Consider the following 18,530-nt stretch of genomic DNA (forward strand, 5'->3'; position numbering starts at 1 on the left):
GGCTGGAACCCTCTGTTACTTTAACCTACGCGTTTTTTAAGTTGGTTTTTTCTATATTCCTGTAGGTTATAGTGACCATAGGTTTTCACCTTAAAAATCTCTAGGACCTCAAGTTCAATTTCAGCTACGACATCTTGGCCGAATCCATTGGGAGCGAAACCTTTATTGTGTTCGATTTCATCAATACAGATGAAGCAAACACGATCAATAAACTCTTGATCTGTTTCGTGTAAATACTGTTGTGAAAGTAACTCTTCTTCTACGATGTCAGCTATCCATGATTTCATGTCGATTTATTCGGGAAAATCCGCTAGGATCTAAACTGTGAAAACGCCTAGTTTTTTAGAGCTTAAGTCCTTGGTCGAGTATCTGACGGAAGAATTACGTGATGCTCAATTACAGGAAGTCATACCCTACGAGGACGAACTCCTTTTGGGGTTCTATCGCTTTACTCAAGAGCCTAAAATGCTGTATCTAGCCCTTGATATGGACCGTCCTTTTCCGTTCTTAGGTGTCCTCTATCAACTTCCAAAAAATCGTGTGAAGAAGACTAAGCCCGTGGCTTTGTTTTTAAGTGCCCATGCAAAGAATCAGCGGTTTCAGCGTATTGAAATCAGTGAAGAGCAAGGGCGAGTGATCCACATATATCTGGGTGAGGGGGGAAGCTCTTGCCATCTAGAGTATCGATTAATCCCGCGGCAAAGTAATTTGATCGTGACCACTCAGGACAAGACGATTTCGTGGTATCAAGTGCGTGATTTGCCTCCGCATCAGCCTGTTGAGGGAGGCTCCGAAGAAGAGGTGCGGTCTTTAACCTTTATGAATGCTCAATGGAGCTTGCGTAAAGGGTTTTCTCACGACTCGGCCTCTAGCCCTAAAGTGCAGACACAGATGACCCCCTATGAAAAGTGGAAGCGCAATAAAGAGAAAGATCTGCAAAAAAAGAAGGCGGCCTTAGAAAAGATTCAAACTCAAATCGCACAGTATCAAAACGAAGAGTGGCAGGCTGTCGGAGAGTACATCAAACATTATGGGTTAAAGTCATTGAAACCTGAATGGAGCGTGTACGTCGATTTTACTAAGTCACGCAGCGAGAACATGCAGATTTGTTTTGAAAAAGCTAAGGCTGCAAAAAATAAAGTCGTCGGAGCGAGCGATCGCTTGGCTTCGATACAGCACGAGATAGAGGGCTTACAGGATTTAAGTGAGTCAAAATTTGAAGAGCATTTGCAGCAATTGGCAAAGGTTCAAAAATCATCTTCACCGGCGCGTGAGGTGACAGGACGCCTGCGTAAGCATGTACTCGCAGACTCTGGATTGACCTCTTATATGGGGAAGAGCGCTGCGGACAACATGAATTTGCTTAAAAAATCAAAACCACATGACTACTGGCTACATCTTAAAGATTATCCGAGCGCCCATGCGATCATTCATAGAAATAAGACGCAGCCTGTTTCTGATGCTAATCTACGAGAAGTCGGTCAATGGCTTGTCAAAGAGGGGCTTGCTTCTAAGGCCAGTGCTGGCGTTAAGTATGCGGTGGTCATAGTGGAGTGTCGCTTTGTGAAGCCCCTTAAGGGAGATAAGCTAGGGCGCGTCACCTATCATAATGCCCGTGAATTCTTGATTGCCGTTTAAAATTTCAATATCATTTTGATTGTCAGTTTAATGTAAAGAACAACGGAGTGTTTTTTATGATTGAAGTCAGTCATCTGTCTAAAAGTTATGGCGAGCGTAAAGCTATATCGGATCTTAACTTCATTATAGAAAAAGGAGAAGTCGTCGGCTTACTTGGGCCTAATGGGGCTGGAAAGTCGACCACCATGAAAATCATCACGGGATTTATGGCTCCTACTTCAGGGCACGCCAAAATCTGTGGTTATGATGTTTATGAAAACCCTTTAGAAGTCAAAAAACGTATTGGATATTTACCTGAAACACCTCCGCTGTATGTGGATATGTTGGTTCAGGATTACTTGAAGTTTGTAGCCGAGTTGAAGTGTGTGCCAGCAAATCAGATTAAAGCTTCTATTGATCGTGCTTTGGATAAGACACAACTCAGTCATGTCCGACATCGCTTGATTAAGAATCTTTCGAAGGGGTTTAAACAGCGAGTGGGTATTGCACAGGCCTTAGTGTCCAATCCTGAAGTTCTTGTATTGGATGAGCCAACTGTGGGCCTTGATCCTAAGCAAGTTGCTGAGATACGAGATCTCATTCGTGAGCTGAAAGGTGAGCACACGGTGATTTTGTCGACCCATATTTTATCAGAAGTACAAGCGACGTGCAGTAAAGTGATCATTATCAATGAAGGTCAGATCGTAGCAGAAGACTCTATCGAAGGAATCGAAAAGTGGAACAAGGGCACGATCTTGTTAAATCTTAAGACGCGCAAACCATTGCAGCAGGCAGACGTATTAAGCCGTGTTGCTGGGGTTATTGCGGTTGAGGCTATTACCGATCAACATTATCGCATCAAATTAGAAGAGAACGAAAATCTAATAGATCAGGTCGCAACGGCTGTTATTCAGTCTGGGGCGGGGCTATTAGAACTAGCGCCGTCTAAAGCGAATTTAGAGGAAGTGTTCTTAAAGTTGACCTACGGGCAACAACAGGAAAGGGCAGACGTATGATGAAAGCCACGTACACTATCTTTAAAAAAGAGCTGGCAGGATTTTTTAAAAGTCCCCTGTTTTACTTTTTGTCTTTTACAATGACGATTTTACTGAGCATTTTATTTTCTATTTCTTTAGAAAAATTTGCGCAGGCATCAGGAAATGCGGTTATGCAATTCGGTGCTTCGGCGCAGATGCTCAATATTCACTATGCTGTGTTTTTACCGCATTTATCTATTATGAATTTGATCTTCATCTTCTTGATACCGGCTTTGTGTATGAAACTCTTGTCAGAAGAAAAGAAAATGCGAACTTTCGATCTGCTCTTGACCTCACCTGTTAGTTCAGCTTCGATTGTTTTGGGAAAATACTTTGCGGCTTTAGTGACAGTCTTAGCCCTTATTTTGGTATCCTTTGTGTATCCAGCAGTCAGTCGCCGCGTCTTTGAGTTTTCATGGGCCCCGACAATTGTTGCCGCATTAGGGATATTCTTAGTGGCCGCTGTTTATACCGCAATGAGCATGTTTGCCTCAAGCTTAACTGAAAATGGACTGGTGGCTTTTGTTCTATCAATCGTCTTAAATCTTTCCGTGTGGTTCATCGGAGCCTTAAATGAGTCTTTTGATGGCTCGACGTTAAAGGCTGTCTTAGAGCACTTATCATTGAACACTCATTTGGCGGCGATGATCGAAGGGACCATTCGCACAAATGGTCTGATTTTTTTCCTCAGTTTGATTTTCTTATTTTGTTTTTTGACAGAGCGAGTAGTTGAGTCTGCTCGGTGGAGGGCGTAATGAGTAAAAAAGGACGCTTGTTTTTTGCATTAGGACTTCTAAGCTTATTAGCACTTGTTGGTTTGTTCTTCGCGGTTGGTGTGTGGATGCCATTTATGTGGGTTATCATTGCAACGGCCGTTATTGCTTTTGCTGGTGGTTTTTATCAAGATCGTAAAACGATCAAAGAGTTCTTCACCATGAAAGCCACAAAGCATGGAATGAATATGGGTGTCATGGTTCTATTAGCCATTGTGTTCTTAAGTGCGATTAATTTTACTGGAGCAAGACACTACAAAGCTTTTGATTTTTCAAGTAACCAAATCAATTCTATTTCTGAACAGTCTAAAAACATTTTAAATTCGTTAGATTCAGATTTACGCGTTTACTTCTTTTATAAAACTGGAGTCGAACGTTCTGAGGAAAATAAACGTCTTTTCCGCGAGCTAGTGAAGCACTATCAGGATGTAAACACCAAGGTAAAGTTGGATATAGTTGAAATCAACGAAAGGCCCTCATTGGCGCGTGAGTTTGAAGCGACCAATGGTGCTGGGGAAGCTTTTCTGGACTATAAAGGTAGCCGGAATAAAATTGAAAACTACAGCGAACAAGACTTTACAAATGCCATCATCAAGGCGACTAGAAAAAGTAAAAAGAATATTTACTTTTTAGAGGGCCATGGCGAGCGTAGTTTAGACGATGAAAAAAGCGAGTTGAGTTTGTCCGGCTTTCGACAGATGTTGGAAAAGAACTCTTACGAAGTTAAGAAGCTGAGTTTAACTAAGGAAACTAGAGTACCTAGCGATGCCCATGTGCTTGTGATTGCGGGTCCTCATCAGCAAATTTTAGCAGCGGAAGCAAAGGCCATTGAAGACTATTTAAAAAATGGCGGACATCTATTTTTGTTGTTAGATGAAAAAACACCGATGGGCCTTGGTGGATTACTCAAGTCATTTGGATTAGAGCTAGAGCCACATTATGTCTATAACGTATTTAACTCGCCAATGGGGCAAGTTGTAAATGCGCAAGCGGCGACAGTGGCGGTGGACTATTCGACGTCAAATGACATCACGAAGTTATTCACGAGCAGTCAGATGACACTTTTTAGAAATCCACATTCTTTCAAATTAACGGAGCATGACAGTGCGATTAATCAAGAAGTCATTGTTAAGACACCTCAGTCATCTGTGGCCTTAGCTGATGTTGACAGTACAGATTATACAGGCACTCCGAAGTCATTTAACTTAGGCGTTCATGTCCGAGGTAAACTTGGAGGATCTGCAAAAGAATTTTCAGCCGTAGTGTTTTCGGATGTGGATTTCTTAAGTAATATTTTGCTTTATCAAAACCTTAATCGTGACCTAGCTTTAAATACTATCGCTGCTTTGGCTCAAGAAACCGATTTGATTTCGATATCGGCAAAAGAGCCTCAGGCGACGAAGATGTTATTAAGTCCACCTGAATTCAATCAATTTTTTAAATTTACAGTGGTGGGGCTATTCTTGCCTTTGCCATTTGTATTTATGATTCTAAGTATCGTCCTTTGGTATAAACGGAGACACGCTTAATGAAAATCAATCGCACGGCTCTTTTCGCCTTTCTGACTCTTGTGACAGTATCTATCGTATATCTTTTCGATTACGATGCTGAAAAAAAACAGGAAGAAAAGGACACAGCAGTTGTTTTGGACTACGACATGGACCAGATCAACTATTTCCAAATAATTAAAGGCGAATCAAAATTAGCTTTGCAAAAAAATGAACAGGGCTGGTCTTTATTAGAGCCTATTCAAGACATTGCTGATAATGATAATGTGGAAGATTTTTTGAAAAAAATGACCACTGAAAAACAAATATCAGTCGTTAAGAATACTAAAGAAGATTTAACTGAAATTGAACTGAAAGAATTTGGCTTGGATAAGCCAGAAGCTGTTTTTGTTTTTAAAAATAATTTGGGAAATACTAGACGAATTTCAGTGGGCTCTGTACAGAATTACGAAGGTGATAGTTACTTAAGAATTGACTCGGAAAATCGCGTTTTATTAGCGCGTTCTGTATGGACCAGCCAAGCGAAAAACGAAATGATTTTTTATCGGGATAAACGACTCTTTCGTGGCAACTTAGCTCATATCGATAACATCCGTATTAAATCTTTACGTGATGATTTCCAGATGCATAAAATCGACAATGTTTGGGCTGGCAAAGGGGAAATAGTTCCACTTGATCAGAACAAAGTGCGCGAGTTGCTAAGCAGTATCGTCGATGCAAAGATCGAGGCTTATTTATTTGAAGGGGAGCCATCTCATCGAGTTATTCAAGAAAAGGGTTTAGAAAAAGAACAGGGTATCTATTTAGAGCTCTCTTCTTCTGACACGAGCTGGGCGGCAGCTATCAATCTTCATGTACAGGATAAAACTTTATACGCTCTAACAGAACGACCAACATTTCTTGTTCGTCTAGAAGTGGGAGCATGGGAAAAGTTTGGTAATCTTGAAATGGATGGCTTTAAAGATCGTACAACGGCATTAGCTTTCAATCGCAAAGAGGTGTCTAAGTTGTACTTTAAAGAAAATGGGGCTGAAAAAGAGATCTCCGTTGAAAATGGTAACTGGTCTTTAAAGAAAGGCGATACGTTTCAGCTATTAGATCAGCAATTAGTGAATAATACCATTGATCAGATCCACGAAATGAAAATCTCTGACTTTATTGAAGACGAAAGCGGTAAAACAAAGTTTTCTGGCAGTAATATTCTGATATTAAAATCTGCAGCAGATAAACTATTGTTACAATTAAACTGGGGACCGTCTTTCACGAAAACTAAAGATGGACAGAGTCAGGATTATTACTACACGCGAACACATCAATCAGATGTGATTTTTGCCATGGAAAAGCCAATCATTGATTCACTTGCTTTGACAAAACTAGTTGAAGTTAGCGGAGACAAGCAAAAGCAAGGTGCACATGTTGAATAGTGTTAAATTTAAGTCTCCTACACGTGTAGATCTATCTGGCGGTACGCTGGATATGTGGCCATTGTTTAATTTTACTAATAATGCTGTCACCATTAATTTAGCGATTGATATTTGGACGACATGTGAAGTCCACGCTCGTACGGACTCTCAGTTGAAGATTAAGTCATTGGATTTGAATAAAGAGTGGACGTTTGCAGATGCACAGAGCTTTTTTGAATCCACAGATTCAAATATCAAACTCTATCAAGCGATCTTGTCCGCATTTCGCCACGAGATTTTGAATTTAAAGACAGGGTTTGAGTTGCAAACTCAGTCTCAAAGTCCGATTGGTGGCGGGCTTGGTGGTAGCAGCAGTTTAACGATTTCTATGCTAAAGGCACTAGGTGCCTTTTTGCAGTTACCGAAACTGGAAGTGAATGAAATCGTTCATTTAGCTCATAACTTGGAAGCGAAGTTATTAAGAACGCCAACAGGAACACAGGATTATTATCCTGCGGTAACGGGTGGGTTGAGTTTTATTGACTACAATGAAAAAGAAATTTCACAGGAAGTTTTGTCCTTAGATGGAACACCTTTTGCTGAAAACTTTTTATTGGTTTATACGGGGCGCTCGCATCACAGTGGTTTAAATAATTTTGAAGTGTTGAAATCAGCGGTAGAGGGTGATGCTGTTGTCTTAGAGGCGCTGAACGAGATCAAGAGTATCTCGGAAGAGTTGCGTGAGGTTATACGCGCTCAGCGCTGGGCTGAAATTCCAGCTCTTTTTAAAAGGGAATATAATGCTCGTATTCGCCTAACTCCTGCTTTTAGCAGTCCAGAAATCGAGAAATTATCTGAGATTTGCTTAGCGGCGGGAGCACAGGCTGTTAAAATATGTGGAGCAGGGGGCGGAGGCTGTGTCCTTGTATGGGTGTCTCCTGATTTTAGAGAAAAGGTCGTGTCGGCATGTCAAAAAGAAAAGTTTCAGTGCCTGAACGCAAAACCGATCAATCCTCTGACCGAGTAGAGAGCAAACAAGTCTTACGGTTTATAGGTATTTCGTTGGCGGGGGGCAAGTCTGACAAAGCTTGTATCGCTGTCTTAGAATATTATCCTGAAAACAAAAAAGTATTCCTTTCACGCTTGTTTGAAAAAATTAAATCAGAAGAAAAGATTTCTGGTGATTTAAAAATTCATGAGCTCATTGAACAAAATCACGAAAGCACACCCTATGTGGCTTTTGATACAGCATGGAATCTTCCTAGCTGTTTAACCTGTAAATTGAAGTGCCCCGGCTATGAAAACTGTCACGAGCCCCATATTGAATGGATGTGGCGGCATTGGCAGGACAAGCAAAAGAAGAAGCGTCCTAAAAAATTATTTACACCCTATACGCAAAGATGCATCGAGATGTATCTGCAGACAGAGTTAGAAGAGTCTTTTAACTTACATCATGCTATGGGAGCTAACTCAGCTCCACTTTTAGCCCGTGCGAGCTTTATTCGTAGACGACTGACTTCAAACTTTATCGAGGTTTATCCTAAGCTGACACTTTGGCGTCTTGGTAAATCACTGAATATGATGAAGTCTCAGCTAAGAGGTCACAAAGCGGCATTCGGTGGAGATGCGGCCAGATCGCAGTTCCTCACGGCTCTTAATGAGCACAATATCGCGTTTGTCTATCATCAGGATATGAAGTTGATGGTCGAAAACGGGCATGCCTTTGATGCTTTTCTGTGTGGTTTTACCGCTTATCTGAAATACAAGAAGTTGACTGAAGATCGCCCTAAAGGATTCCCTAAAGTAGAGGACTGGATTGAGTTTCCTAAGCAAGATTTAAAAATCAAAGATTTTTTCTAGCAATAAGCAGACACCATGTTTGAAAATCTTGGCAATTATGTAATAATCAGAACAGGTTCAAAGAAGGTGTGGGAATGACTCATTGGAAACAGCGTTCAACGACAAATTTAGACGTCGTTTACTTTGAATATCAAACTAAAGCTCAAATTGATAGTATCGATGTGATCTATGTATGGGATCTGGATAAGACCTATCTTGATACATCCATAGATTCGTTATCAGGTTTATTAAGCACAGTATTTGAAAAAGCATTCGCTAAAAAAAATGTCCCAGGCACTCCTGACATTATTCGAAGTTTGTCCCGTTATCGTAAGAAACATTTCAACGAAGAGTTTTTCCCTTTGTTTTTTGTGTCGGCGTCGCCTCCACAAATGGAATCAAAAGTTTATGAAAAGTTCGGACTCGATGAAATTCAACCGATCGGGATGTTTTACAAAGACAATTTACGCAATCTCGTTCCCAAAAAACTTTTGTTCTTAAAAAAACAAATCGGTTACAAGGTTCAGTCTCTTTTACAGCTCAGAACACGTCTTTCTAAAAATGTGAAGATGATTTGTTTTGGTGATGATTCCGAGTCGGATGCGACCATCTATAATTTGTTTTCAGATATCTGTGCTCGTCGTCATACAGAAACACAGCTGACGAATTTACTAGAAGACTTAGGTGTGAGCTACTCTCAAATTGATGAGATCTTGCGACTTCAGACCCTGATTCCCATTCAGGACCCAGTAGAAAAAATTTATATCAACTTAGCCACGGATACTGATCCTGAGTATTATTTGAAGTATGGCCGCCGGACTTTGCCGACATACAACTCATTTCAGGTGGCACTTGATTTAGTGCAAGATCAACGATTGTCTTTGGAAGAGCTAGGCTTTATTGCGGGAGGACTTATTGAAAAGTATAAGTTCACTCCAGAACAATTAGTTTCAACATTTGAAGAGTTGATTCGTCGTCGTGTTTTGGGGCTATCCAGCTTTGAAATGATCAAAAATTATTTCATTGAAAAGGGATTTATCTCGCTATCGTGGATGCCGAAAAGCGAGCCTTTAAAAGAAAAAAGTGTCGATAATGGTTCTGTCTATGAGTTACACGGAATTTTCGAACCATGGATTCCACGTCATATAGATTATCTTAAAGACTATCGTTAATAATTAAATTTATCGTTAACGAGTCATCTACTGAATTTATTCGAATCTCAGAGGGAAGACAGTGGCGATAGGTGGACCGCTGAAGGATCTAAACTGCGTGCGGGCGACGACTTCCACTAGACAAGATTTAAAACTGGCATCGTTGATATCCGTTTTTGAAATTTCGATTTTATTCGTATTTCCACTTTTTTCGATGGTAAATGAAAGCAGAACTTGACCTGTAGCTTGTGGGTTTCGCTGTATTAATTGCCCGAAACATTTAAAGAAGTCAGTTTTCTTAGCACTTAAAATAGATTCAATTTCAATCTGTGAAATCTGCTCTTCAGTATCTGTTGTGGAATTCTTTTTGCCAGCGATAGGATGCGTATTTTTATCAACAAGGGCATAGTCGGCAGCACTGAAAAGCTGGCCGTCTTTTCGAATCCAGAAGTTTGAACCCTGTCCCAGTTTTTCAATTAAAACATCACCTGCTTTAACAAGAGCTACGGCTTGGGATTCGTTGATTTGATCAAGTAAAACTTCTGAATTAGGTGTGACTCTTAATTGTCCACCATTCTGAAATTGCAAAAGGACTTCGGCGTCATCAGCAGTACGGAAGCTGTCTTTGGGACCTAATGTGGTTTTATTTTTAAGCTCATACTCAGCGGCAGAGTCTGCAGGAAAAAGAGTAGCAGAGCCTGTTTTTTCGATGACTTGAGCTAAAGATACTTTGTTGAAACTAAAATTAAATTTATTTTGAGGCAGAACAACTGACACAAGTATGAGGGCTATACCACAAACGATCAGTCCTATAACAAGCCAGTTGTTCTGTTTCATCGAAGAATAACAGATTACTCAGTTGGAGCTGTTGCTGGAGGAGCTTCTACTTCAAGAGGTGCTGACGCATCAACAGGAGCGGCTGTTGAAGTAGAAGGAATAACGCCATCAACAACTGATTTTTCAGAGCGTGCTGACATGATTGAAAGTCCGATACAAGTTACAGCGAAAACAGCAGCGATTACTTTTGTCATTGTTTGCGCAAAAGAAGTAGCACCTGTAGCACCCAACACAGAGTTAGATGTTGTTTGAGAGGTGAATACGCCTCCGCCTTTAGAGTCTTGGATTAAAACTAAACCGATCAGACCTAAGCACGCAACGATGTGGATAATAGCCAAAAATGTAACCATGAACGCGTCTCCTTCGAAAATTTGTCAAAGAGGATAACCTATATCTGCTGTTTGACGGCGTCTAGTTTTAACCGCAAAACAGAGGTGATAACGCGCTGTTTAATGATGACAAAATACCACCTTTACGAGATACCTTAGGGCTATGTTTTTTCTGGCATTCGAAGGGCTTGATGGCTCAGGCAAATCGTCATTAATGGCGAGGCTTGAAGAGCACTTAAGCACACAGCAAATCAGCTTCATTAAAACGCGCGAACCGGGTGGCACTCTGATCGGCGACCAGTTGCGGGAAATTATTCTTTCCAAAGGGAAAGAAGTTCCTTCTGCGCGAACTGAATTACTGTTGTACGAAGCCAGTCGTGCACAGCATGTGGATTTGATTATCAAGCCAGCCTTGGATCAGAAGAAGTGGGTTCTTTGTGATCGCTTCACAGCTAGTTCGATTGCCTTTCAGGCAGGAGGTCGTCAGATCTTAGACGAGCAGGTGATGTGGTTAAATCATTTTGCTACCGATGGGCTAAAACCAGATTTAAATATTCTATTGGACCTGACAGTTGAAGAGTCACATAAGCGACGACAAGGTCGTATTCAAGCTGGTGGCGATGCGGAAGATCGTATGGAGTCTGAAGCTGATGAGTTCCATGAGCGTGTACGTTCTAGCTTTTTGAAACAGGCGGTATTGTGCCCTACAGAGTGGCTAGTCTTAGATGCCGCTCATTCTCCGGAGCAACTATTTAAAACCTTAATCACTGAGTTACAGAGTCGAAAATGGCTAGAGTAATTGATTCTGTCGTTGGCCATCAAGACGAGATCAATAAGCTGTTTCAGCTGAAACAAAAAGGTCGTTGGCCCCATGCCATTATGTTGGTGGGCCCTTCGGGAATTGGCAAAAAAAAGATAGCGCTGGGAATGGCGCAAGCCTTAGTTTGTGAAAGCTCAAGTGAAGGCTGCGGCCAATGTGGCTCTTGTTTGCGTATTGAAAAACTGCAATCAGAAAGTTTAATCGTCATTGAGCCTGACGCTGAGCTGGCTCGTCCTGTGATTAAAGTCGAAAAAATTCGTACGCTATTGGATTCATTGGCTTTGGCCAACTTAGCTTCAGCGCGAGTCGTGATTATCGATCAAGCTCAATTAATGAATCCACAGGCGTCCAATGCTTTACTGAAAACTCTTGAAGAGCCGACAGACAATGTATTTTTTATTTTGTTGGCTCCAGACGTGCACCAATTTTTACCGACGATCAGATCGCGTTCGCAGGTGATGCGTTTTCACGCCTTAAGTTACGAACAATTAAAACAAATCAAGCCACAGCAGCCGGATTGGGCTTATAGAGCTTGCCGTGGGCGTGTTGATTTGCTGACTTCGCTAGCCTCGCGTGAGGGCGCTGAAAAGCGCGACGAATCGCTTACATTCTTAGAGCAGTTTTTAACGGATGAAGAGTTTCTATTGGATAAGGGCTGGCGTGATATTGTTAAAGACAGAGCTTGGGCTATATTCTGTGTGAATTGCTGGATGCAGCTTATCCGTGATGCCATCGTGTTAAAAACTCAAGCTCAGAAGTTTATTTTGAATACGGATCAATCCGAAAGATTGAAACAATTTTTTTCGTTATCAGATGCAAAGTTAAATTGGCTGGGCGAGCAGTTGGTACGTGTCGAAAAAGATATCAACTCTAATGCAGATACGGCATTAGCATTTGAAGATTTGTGGGTTAGATATGCAAGAGTGGATTGATGTTCATTGTCATTTAGATCGTCTAGAAGGTGGAGCTGAAAAAGCTCTACAAGATGCACTGGATGCGGGTGTTCAGCGTATTATCACTATTGGGACAGAGCCTGCAGACTTTCCCGTGGTGCTTGAGCTAGCTGAAAAATTTGCTCCACGTGTTTTCTGTACGTTGGGAGTGCACCCACATGATGGTGTGAAGTACAGCGATGACGTGGGAGCTTTTTTACGTCAAAAAGCCACACACCCTCGTGTTGTGGGTATTGGTGAGATTGGCCTAGATTATTATTACAACCAATCTCCGAAAGAAGAACAGCAGCATGCGTTTCGTGAGCAGTTAAAAATTGCAGCTGAGTTTGGCTTGCCAGTCGAAATCCACACGCGCGATGCTGAAGAAGACACAGTGCAAATTCTTTCTGAATTTTCGGGTACAGTGAAAGGCATTATTCACTGTTTTACAGGTACAGATTACTTGGCGCAAAATGCTTTGGATTTGGGATTAGATATCTCGATTTCTGGAGTTGTGACTTTTAAAAATGCCGAAAGCTTAAGAAATACAGTGAAAAATATTATTCCATTAGATCGCTTGCATGTAGAGACTGACGCGCCATTTTTAGCTCCGGTCCCTATGCGTGGAAAGTCTAATACGTCGGCATACGTTGTTCACACGGCACAGGTTGTTGCTGATCTGAAAAATGTCAGCTTGCAAACACTGAGTGAACAAACTAAAAAAAATGCCGAGAAATTATTTTTTAAATTAGTGAATTAGTTATTTATTCAAACAACTGGAGGAAAAGATGTCTAAAGTTAAAGTAGGGATTAATGGTTTTGGTCGTATCGGTCGTATTTTATTTCGTGCTGGTTTTGAAAAACTAGATATCGTTGGAATCAACTCTTTGGATAGCGTAGAAGGATTAGCACACTTGTTAAAGTATGACTCAACACAAGGTATCTTTGATGCTGAGGTGAGCCACGACGAAAATCACTTAATCGTAAATGGTAAAAAAATTCCAGTTTCTAAAACGAAAGATCCGTCACAAATTCCATGGAAATCTTGGGGAGCAGATATCGTTTTAGAATGTACGGGTGCTCTTAAAGGTAAAGAAGATTACCAAAAGCACATTGCCGCGGGTGCCAGAAAAGTTCTTATCTCGGCTCCAGCAGAAGGTGTCGATCTAACTGTTGTTTATGGTATCAACCACACTCAGTATAGCTCAGAAAAACATACTTTCTTATCAAATGCCTCTTGTACAACTAACTGTTTAGCTCCACTGGTAAAAGTTTTGAATGATTCGTTCGGAATTGAAAGTGGCACGATGCTGACAGTTCACTCGTACACAAATGACCAAAGAATCTTGGATTCATCACATAAAGACTTAAGACGCGCGCGTAGTGCGGCAGTATCTATGATTCCAACGACAACTGGCGCAGCTAAAGCTGTCGGCTTAGTATTACCTGAGCTAAAAGGTAAAATTGATGGTTTGTCTGTGCGTGTTCCAACTCCGAATGTCAGCTTAGTGGATTTCACATTCTTATCTAAAAAAGAAGCGACAGTGGATGCTGTGAATAACGCTTTAAGAGAAGCAGCGAAAACATCTTTAAAAGGTGTATTGGCAGTAGAAGAAAAAGAGCTAGTCAGTGTGGATTTCAATGGCAACCCGTATTCATCTATTGTTGATGCCAAAACAACGATGGTTGTAAATGGTAAAACAGTTAAAGTTTTATCATGGTATGACAATGAGTGTGGTTTCTCGAATCGTATGGTGGATATGGCGATCTACATGGCGGCTCACTAGTTTTTTGTTAACGTTTGAAAGGTTTCATCATGTCATCAGGTTTAAAAGGTATTAAGACAGTTCGTGATTTTGAGTTAAGCGGTAAAACAGTATTTCTGCGTTTAGATCTTAACGTACCATTAGACGGACAAAGAATTACAGACGAGACTCGTATTGTAGCGAGCTTGCCGACGATCAACTACTGCCTAGAAAAAGGTGCGAAGTTGGTTATGGCGTCTCATCTAGGTCGTCCAAAATCAGCTCAAGATAGAAAGTACTCTTTAGAGCCTGTAGCGAAAAGATTAACTGAGCTTTTGAATAAAGAAGTTGTATTGATGGAAGAGCCAAGTTCAGAAGGTGTAAAACATATTCTTTACGGCAATATGAAAAACGAAGTTATTCTTTTAGAGAACTTGCGTTTCGATGTTGGTGAAACAGAGAATAGCTCTGAGCTAGCTCAACAGTGGGCTTCATATTCTGATATCTACATTAATGATGCTTTCGGAGCGAGCCATCGTGCTCATGCGAGCATTCATGCTTTACCAGAGATCATGCACAAAAAAGGAATCGGTCTTCTGATTGAAAAAGAAATTAAGATGTTAGATAGCTTGATGGACAGTCCGAAAAAACCTTACTTGGCTGTTTTAGGTGGATCTAAGATCTCTGATAAAATCGATGTTATCGAAAAATTAATTAATATTGTGGATGGCTTTATCATCGGTGGTGCGATGGCCTATACCTTCTTAAAGGCGCAAAACATTCCTGTTGGAAAATCTTTAGTAGAGGCTGATAAGCTGAAATACGCAAAAGAGATGATCGCGCGTATGGAAGCTCGTAATAAGACATTACTATTACCTGTCGACCATGTGGTTTCGACGGAGTTTGCTAATGTGGCCAATAAAAAAGTCACAACAGGTGCCGCTATTAATGAAAACTACATGGGTCTTGATATTGGTCCACAGACTGTGAAAAATTTCACAGCAGCTTTAAGCCATGCGGCGACAGTTTTCTGGAATGGTCCGATGGGTGTTTTTGAAACTGCAGGATTCAATGAAGGCACATTTGCGATTGCAAAAGCACTTGCAGAAAATAATGGAAATAAAATCGTGGGCGGTGGAGACTCGGCTGCCGCGGCGGAAGCTTCTGGTTATGCCAGCAAGATGACTCATATATCTACAGGTGGCGGTGCCAGCTTAGAGTACCTTCAAGGCGAAAAGTTACCTGGTTTAGAAATCCTAAGACCTCGTAAACAAAGTGAACAGGTGTCCTAATGGCTAAAAAGATTTTTGCGGCGAATTGGAAGCTCAATAAAACCCCAGAAGAGGCCCGTGAGTTCGTCATTAACTTGAAGAATGAAACTTTTAAAATCGAAGGCTTTTTTGATAAGTGCGAAGTGATTTTATTCCCTTCTGCATTTTCGTTGGAAGCTGTTTCGACTTTATGTGCAGGTACAGCCATAGGCTTCGGTCCGCAAAATATCTACTCACAAAACTCGGGCGCTTTTACTGGTGAAAATTCAGCTGAGGTTGCGAAGTCTTTACGTTCAGAGTTTATTTTAATAGGTCATAGCGAACGCCGTGAAATTTTTAAAGAGGCAGATGCAGACTTAAATAAAAAACACTTACTGACACAACAGTTAGGTCTAACTTCGGTTTTCTGTATCGGTGAAAATCTAGAACAACGTGAAGCTGGCAAAACTCTTGAGGTTTGCTTAGCCCAATTAGAAAAAGGTCTTCAGGGAGCTAATAAATCGGAAAGACTTATTGTGGCCTATGAGCCTGTATGGGCCATTGGAACAGGAAAAGTCGCGACAGTTGAACAGGTCGCTGAAGTTCACCAAAAGCTACATGATGAGTTAGTATCTAAAGGATACGCCAGTGTTCAACTTCTTTATGGTGGAAGTGTAAAACCAGATAATGCTGCCGAATTATTAAAAATCAATTACGTTGATGGATTTTTAATAGGTGGAGCCGCTCTTAAAGTAGAATCATTTTTACAAATTTGTAATAAAGCCTAATAAGAGGCTAATAGGGGTGATTTATGAAAGTGACCTTTGACGATATCAAAGCGGCACAGAGTACAATTCAAGACTTGATACTCAAAACTCCCTGCGAGATTTCCAGTTCCTGCTCTAAATTAGTCGGATCTGATATCTATCTTAAGTTAGAAAACAATCAACGTACGGGCAGTTTTAAAATGCGTGGAGCCGCAAATAAGATCGCATCGCTATCTGCACAAGAAAAAGCGAAAGGTGTGGTGGCTTGCTCTGCCGGAAACCACGCGCAAGGGGTCGCCTTAAGCGCGAGCTTAAGTCATGTTAAGTCAGTGATTGTGATGCCCGAAACAGCTCCGTTAACCAAAGTTCAGGCTACGCAAAACTATGGCGCTGAAGTTATCCTGCATGGGCAATCTTTTGATGAAGCCAAAGAATATGCATTCCAGTTAGCAGATCAGAAGTCTTATGTTTTTGTTCATCCGTATGAAGACGAAAAGGTGATTGCAGGACAGGGAACTATCGGACTTGAAATCGCAGAACAAGTGGCTGATCTAGATACAATCATTGCACCTATTGGTGGCGGTGGGTTGATCAGTGGTGCGGCGATTGCGTTAAAAGAATTAAACCCAAAAATTAGAGTTATTGGCGTTCAGGCCTCTGCCGTGGATACGATGTATCAGCTTTATAAAACACGGGACTTCAAGGCACCAACACACACGGGTACTATTGCCGATGGTATTGCGATCAAAGTGCCAAGCCGTGTGATGTATGAAAAATTTATCTCTCGTTATGTCGATGATGTGGTGACTGTGGCTGATGGTGATGTGGCGGAAGCCATTGTTTTCTTGCTTGAGCGTGCCAAGAGTGTGGCAGAAGGAGCCGGTGCGGCCTCTTTAGCTGGTGTCTTGACTGGTAAGATAAAACTGGGAAAACGTAACTGCGTTTTAGTCAGTGGCGGTAATATTGACCTCAATATGGTTTCACAAGTGATTCAACGAGGACAAATCCAACGCGGACGTCTGAGTGAAATGTCGGTGATTGTTCCTGACGTTCCGGGCAGTTTAAGTCAGCTCACTAAAATTTTAGCTTTGCACAAAGCGAATATTTTAGAAGTGCATCATGATCGTGTAAAAAACAGTTTGGCTTTAAAAGAGACGAAAATCGACTTTGTCATTGAAACGACCAGCCACGAACACATTCAAAAAATACGTGAAGCTTTAAGCCAGTGGGGAGCGAAGGTTCAATAGATAATTGAGGAAGTGTACCTAAGTATACTTCCAAAGTATTTCTATTTGATCACCTTTTTTTAGCTCGTATTGTCCTCGTCCTAAAGAAACATTGTTGAGCTTTAAATCGTTCGAAGTGCCATCAGCTTTGTAATTATTTTTAATCGTTAAAGAAACTTTGTCGTCGCTGTTTATATCAAAACAAACCTGATTCAAGTTGTCCGTTCGTTTCATCTTCTTTAAATCGATCACTTTGTTGTTAATAAGATCTTCGAACTGCTCTAACTGAATTTTGTCTGAGCCCACAAAGTTATTTGAATGGTAATGATCTGAATATAAAGAAAAATATAAAAAGTTAGTTAATTCAAAATTTTGCTTAGATTTTCTGGCGTGCGAGTTTAATTGAATTAAATTGTATTCACACAATTGTGAGCAGATGGTCTGCAGTTCAAAGTTGTGTTCTCCGGTAGGGTGTGATCTTGATACGATCGATTTCGGAGGCAAGATGATTTTAATTTTATCTAAAATGGACTGAGTAAAAAACTCGTTAACGGCATAGAAATCAATAATCTTCTTAATCAGGACACTTTCGATAACATGAGATGATGTGTAGATATCAGGGCAGATATTGGTATTAGTAAAATCCAAAGTGATCATTTTTAAGTTCTGTTTTTCTTCGGCAGAAAAACGTAGGCGGATGCATGAGCCAGAAGATAATTTATACTGAGCATCTGTGCTGCCTTGAGCTTTATTGTTGAACTGGGTATCAAAAATGCCTTGAGTGGCTTTTAGCCATTGCTGCTGTTGCTTTGGATCGCCAATGGTTTTTAATAGCGATGTCGATTTAAGTACAGTGTCGACTTTATACTTTTGGTATTCTAAAAAAGATTCAAACTCAGCAGAGTATGGACGGGAACCAATAAGGGCTTGCCACACGAATTCATTTTTTACACCTTGATCAAATATCGGCGTCGGCGGAATTTTGAAATCGACATTGAAGTTGTTTTCGTCCCAAATCAGAAACAAGTTAGGACTCAGGCACGATATGAAAATCAATTTACTCAGTTGATAGCCGCCATTTTCGGGGTCATTTAAAAGGAAAAAGTCCTGAGGCTTTGGGTTTAAATATTTTTTAACAATTTGAAAGGCGACAAGACGTGTCGTGGTCAATACCTCAAAGTTCTGATCTTTCGAGTAAAGCAAACTGCCCTCAGCATTAACTAAAGAGCAGGATTTGTATTTTCCAAGTAATGTTTTAATGCAATGTTTGTAGGTCAGAAAGTTCATAATAATCCG

At 40.9% G+C, this 18,530-nt stretch carries 19 protein-coding genes; 15 read left to right on the forward strand and 4 right to left on the reverse strand.

Annotation, left to right across the window (positions count from 1 at the left end):
• Positions 1–20: 20 nt before the first annotated feature.
• Entirely contained in the window at positions 21–287 is a 267-nt protein-coding gene (locus tag A11Q_RS04105; RefSeq protein WP_015469523.1) for a hypothetical protein, read from the reverse strand.
• A 37-nt stretch (positions 288–324) separates the two neighbouring features.
• On the opposite strand from A11Q_RS04105, the gene A11Q_RS04110 reads away from it, so the two are divergent.
• The 8 genes from A11Q_RS04110 (at position 325) to A11Q_RS04145 (ending at position 9,349) form a co-directional block, all read left to right on the forward strand.
• A complete protein-coding gene (locus tag A11Q_RS04110) occupies positions 325–1,638 on the forward strand; it encodes an NFACT RNA binding domain-containing protein (protein WP_015469524.1) in 1,314 nt (437 codons plus the stop codon).
• Between the two features lie 56 nt (positions 1,639–1,694).
• A complete protein-coding gene (locus tag A11Q_RS04115; protein ID WP_015469525.1) occupies positions 1,695–2,633 on the forward strand; it encodes an ABC transporter ATP-binding protein in 939 nt (312 codons plus the stop codon).
• Positions 2,630–3,409: an ABC transporter permease subunit gene (locus A11Q_RS04120; RefSeq protein WP_015469526.1), complete on the forward strand. Its 780-nt coding sequence runs from the start codon at positions 2,630–2,632 to the stop codon at positions 3,407–3,409. The genes A11Q_RS04115 and A11Q_RS04120 overlap by 4 nt, the downstream gene beginning before the upstream one ends.
• Entirely contained in the window at positions 3,409–4,956 is a 1,548-nt protein-coding gene (locus A11Q_RS04125) for a GldG family protein (protein ID WP_015469527.1), read from the forward strand. Before A11Q_RS04120 ends, A11Q_RS04125 begins: the two co-directional genes overlap by 1 nt.
• Positions 4,956–6,359, forward strand: coding sequence for a DUF4340 domain-containing protein (locus tag A11Q_RS04130; RefSeq protein ID WP_015469528.1), 1,404 nt, complete (start codon positions 4,956–4,958; stop codon positions 6,357–6,359). The genes A11Q_RS04125 and A11Q_RS04130 overlap by 1 nt, the downstream gene beginning before the upstream one ends.
• On the forward strand, positions 6,349–7,365 hold the full coding sequence (locus A11Q_RS04135; RefSeq protein ID WP_015469529.1) for a GHMP family kinase ATP-binding protein: 1,017 nt from the start codon (positions 6,349–6,351) through the stop codon (positions 7,363–7,365). Before A11Q_RS04130 ends, A11Q_RS04135 begins: the two co-directional genes overlap by 11 nt.
• Positions 7,305–8,198 (forward strand): DUF429 domain-containing protein, encoded by an 894-nt coding sequence (locus tag A11Q_RS04140; RefSeq protein WP_015469530.1) that lies wholly within the window; start codon positions 7,305–7,307, stop codon positions 8,196–8,198. Before A11Q_RS04135 ends, A11Q_RS04140 begins: the two co-directional genes overlap by 61 nt.
• 74 nt (positions 8,199–8,272) lie before the next feature.
• Positions 8,273–9,349: a phosphatase domain-containing protein gene (locus tag A11Q_RS04145; protein WP_015469531.1), complete on the forward strand. Its 1,077-nt coding sequence runs from the start codon at positions 8,273–8,275 to the stop codon at positions 9,347–9,349.
• Between the two features lie 36 nt (positions 9,350–9,385).
• On the opposite strand, the gene A11Q_RS04150 is transcribed toward A11Q_RS04145, so the two are convergent.
• Positions 9,386–10,165, reverse strand: coding sequence for an AgmX/PglI C-terminal domain-containing protein (locus A11Q_RS04150; protein WP_015469532.1), 780 nt, complete (start codon positions 10,163–10,165; stop codon positions 9,386–9,388).
• Positions 10,166–10,179: 14 nt separating this feature from the next.
• Positions 10,180–10,515 (reverse strand): preprotein translocase subunit SecG, encoded by a 336-nt coding sequence (gene secG / locus A11Q_RS04155; RefSeq protein WP_015469533.1) that lies wholly within the window; start codon positions 10,513–10,515, stop codon positions 10,180–10,182.
• Positions 10,516–10,657: 142 nt separating this feature from the next.
• Here secG and tmk point away from each other — a divergent pair, with 142 nt between their 5' ends.
• Genes tmk through ilvA form a run of 7 tightly spaced genes read left to right on the forward strand, consistent with a single transcriptional unit; the run spans position 10,658 to position 17,255 of the window.
• The gene (gene tmk, locus A11Q_RS04160; protein WP_015469534.1) at positions 10,658–11,293 is read left to right on the forward strand and encodes a dTMP kinase; all 636 of its coding nucleotides are present in this window, start codon (positions 10,658–10,660) and stop codon (positions 11,291–11,293) included.
• Positions 11,281–12,246: a DNA polymerase III subunit gene (locus A11Q_RS04165; RefSeq protein WP_015469535.1), complete on the forward strand. Its 966-nt coding sequence runs from the start codon at positions 11,281–11,283 to the stop codon at positions 12,244–12,246. The genes tmk and A11Q_RS04165 overlap by 13 nt, the downstream gene beginning before the upstream one ends.
• Positions 12,230–13,006 (forward strand): TatD family hydrolase, encoded by a 777-nt coding sequence (locus A11Q_RS04170; RefSeq protein WP_015469536.1) that lies wholly within the window; start codon positions 12,230–12,232, stop codon positions 13,004–13,006. Before A11Q_RS04165 ends, A11Q_RS04170 begins: the two co-directional genes overlap by 17 nt.
• 28 nt (positions 13,007–13,034) lie before the next feature.
• Positions 13,035–14,033, forward strand: coding sequence for a type I glyceraldehyde-3-phosphate dehydrogenase (gene gap, locus A11Q_RS04175; protein WP_015469537.1), 999 nt, complete (start codon positions 13,035–13,037; stop codon positions 14,031–14,033).
• Positions 14,034–14,062: 29 nt separating this feature from the next.
• Positions 14,063–15,283, forward strand: coding sequence for a phosphoglycerate kinase (locus tag A11Q_RS04180; RefSeq protein ID WP_015469538.1), 1,221 nt, complete (start codon positions 14,063–14,065; stop codon positions 15,281–15,283).
• A complete protein-coding gene (gene tpiA, locus A11Q_RS04185) occupies positions 15,283–16,029 on the forward strand; it encodes a triose-phosphate isomerase (protein WP_015469539.1) in 747 nt (248 codons plus the stop codon). The genes A11Q_RS04180 and tpiA overlap by 1 nt, the downstream gene beginning before the upstream one ends.
• Before the next feature lie 23 nt (positions 16,030–16,052).
• Complete coding sequence (ilvA, locus tag A11Q_RS04190; protein WP_015469540.1) at positions 16,053–17,255, forward strand: threonine ammonia-lyase; 1,203 nt, start codon at positions 16,053–16,055, stop codon at positions 17,253–17,255.
• Between the two features lie 18 nt (positions 17,256–17,273).
• Here the strand turns inward: ilvA and A11Q_RS04195 are convergent, their stop codons facing one another.
• Complete coding sequence (locus A11Q_RS04195) at positions 17,274–18,521, reverse strand: hypothetical protein (RefSeq protein WP_015469541.1); 1,248 nt, start codon at positions 18,519–18,521, stop codon at positions 17,274–17,276.
• Between the last annotated feature and the right edge of the window lie 9 nt (positions 18,522–18,530).

This window comes from Pseudobdellovibrio exovorus JSS (assembly GCF_000348725.1).
Taxonomy (GTDB): domain Bacteria; phylum Bdellovibrionota; class Bdellovibrionia; order Bdellovibrionales; family Bdellovibrionaceae; genus Pseudobdellovibrio; species Pseudobdellovibrio exovorus.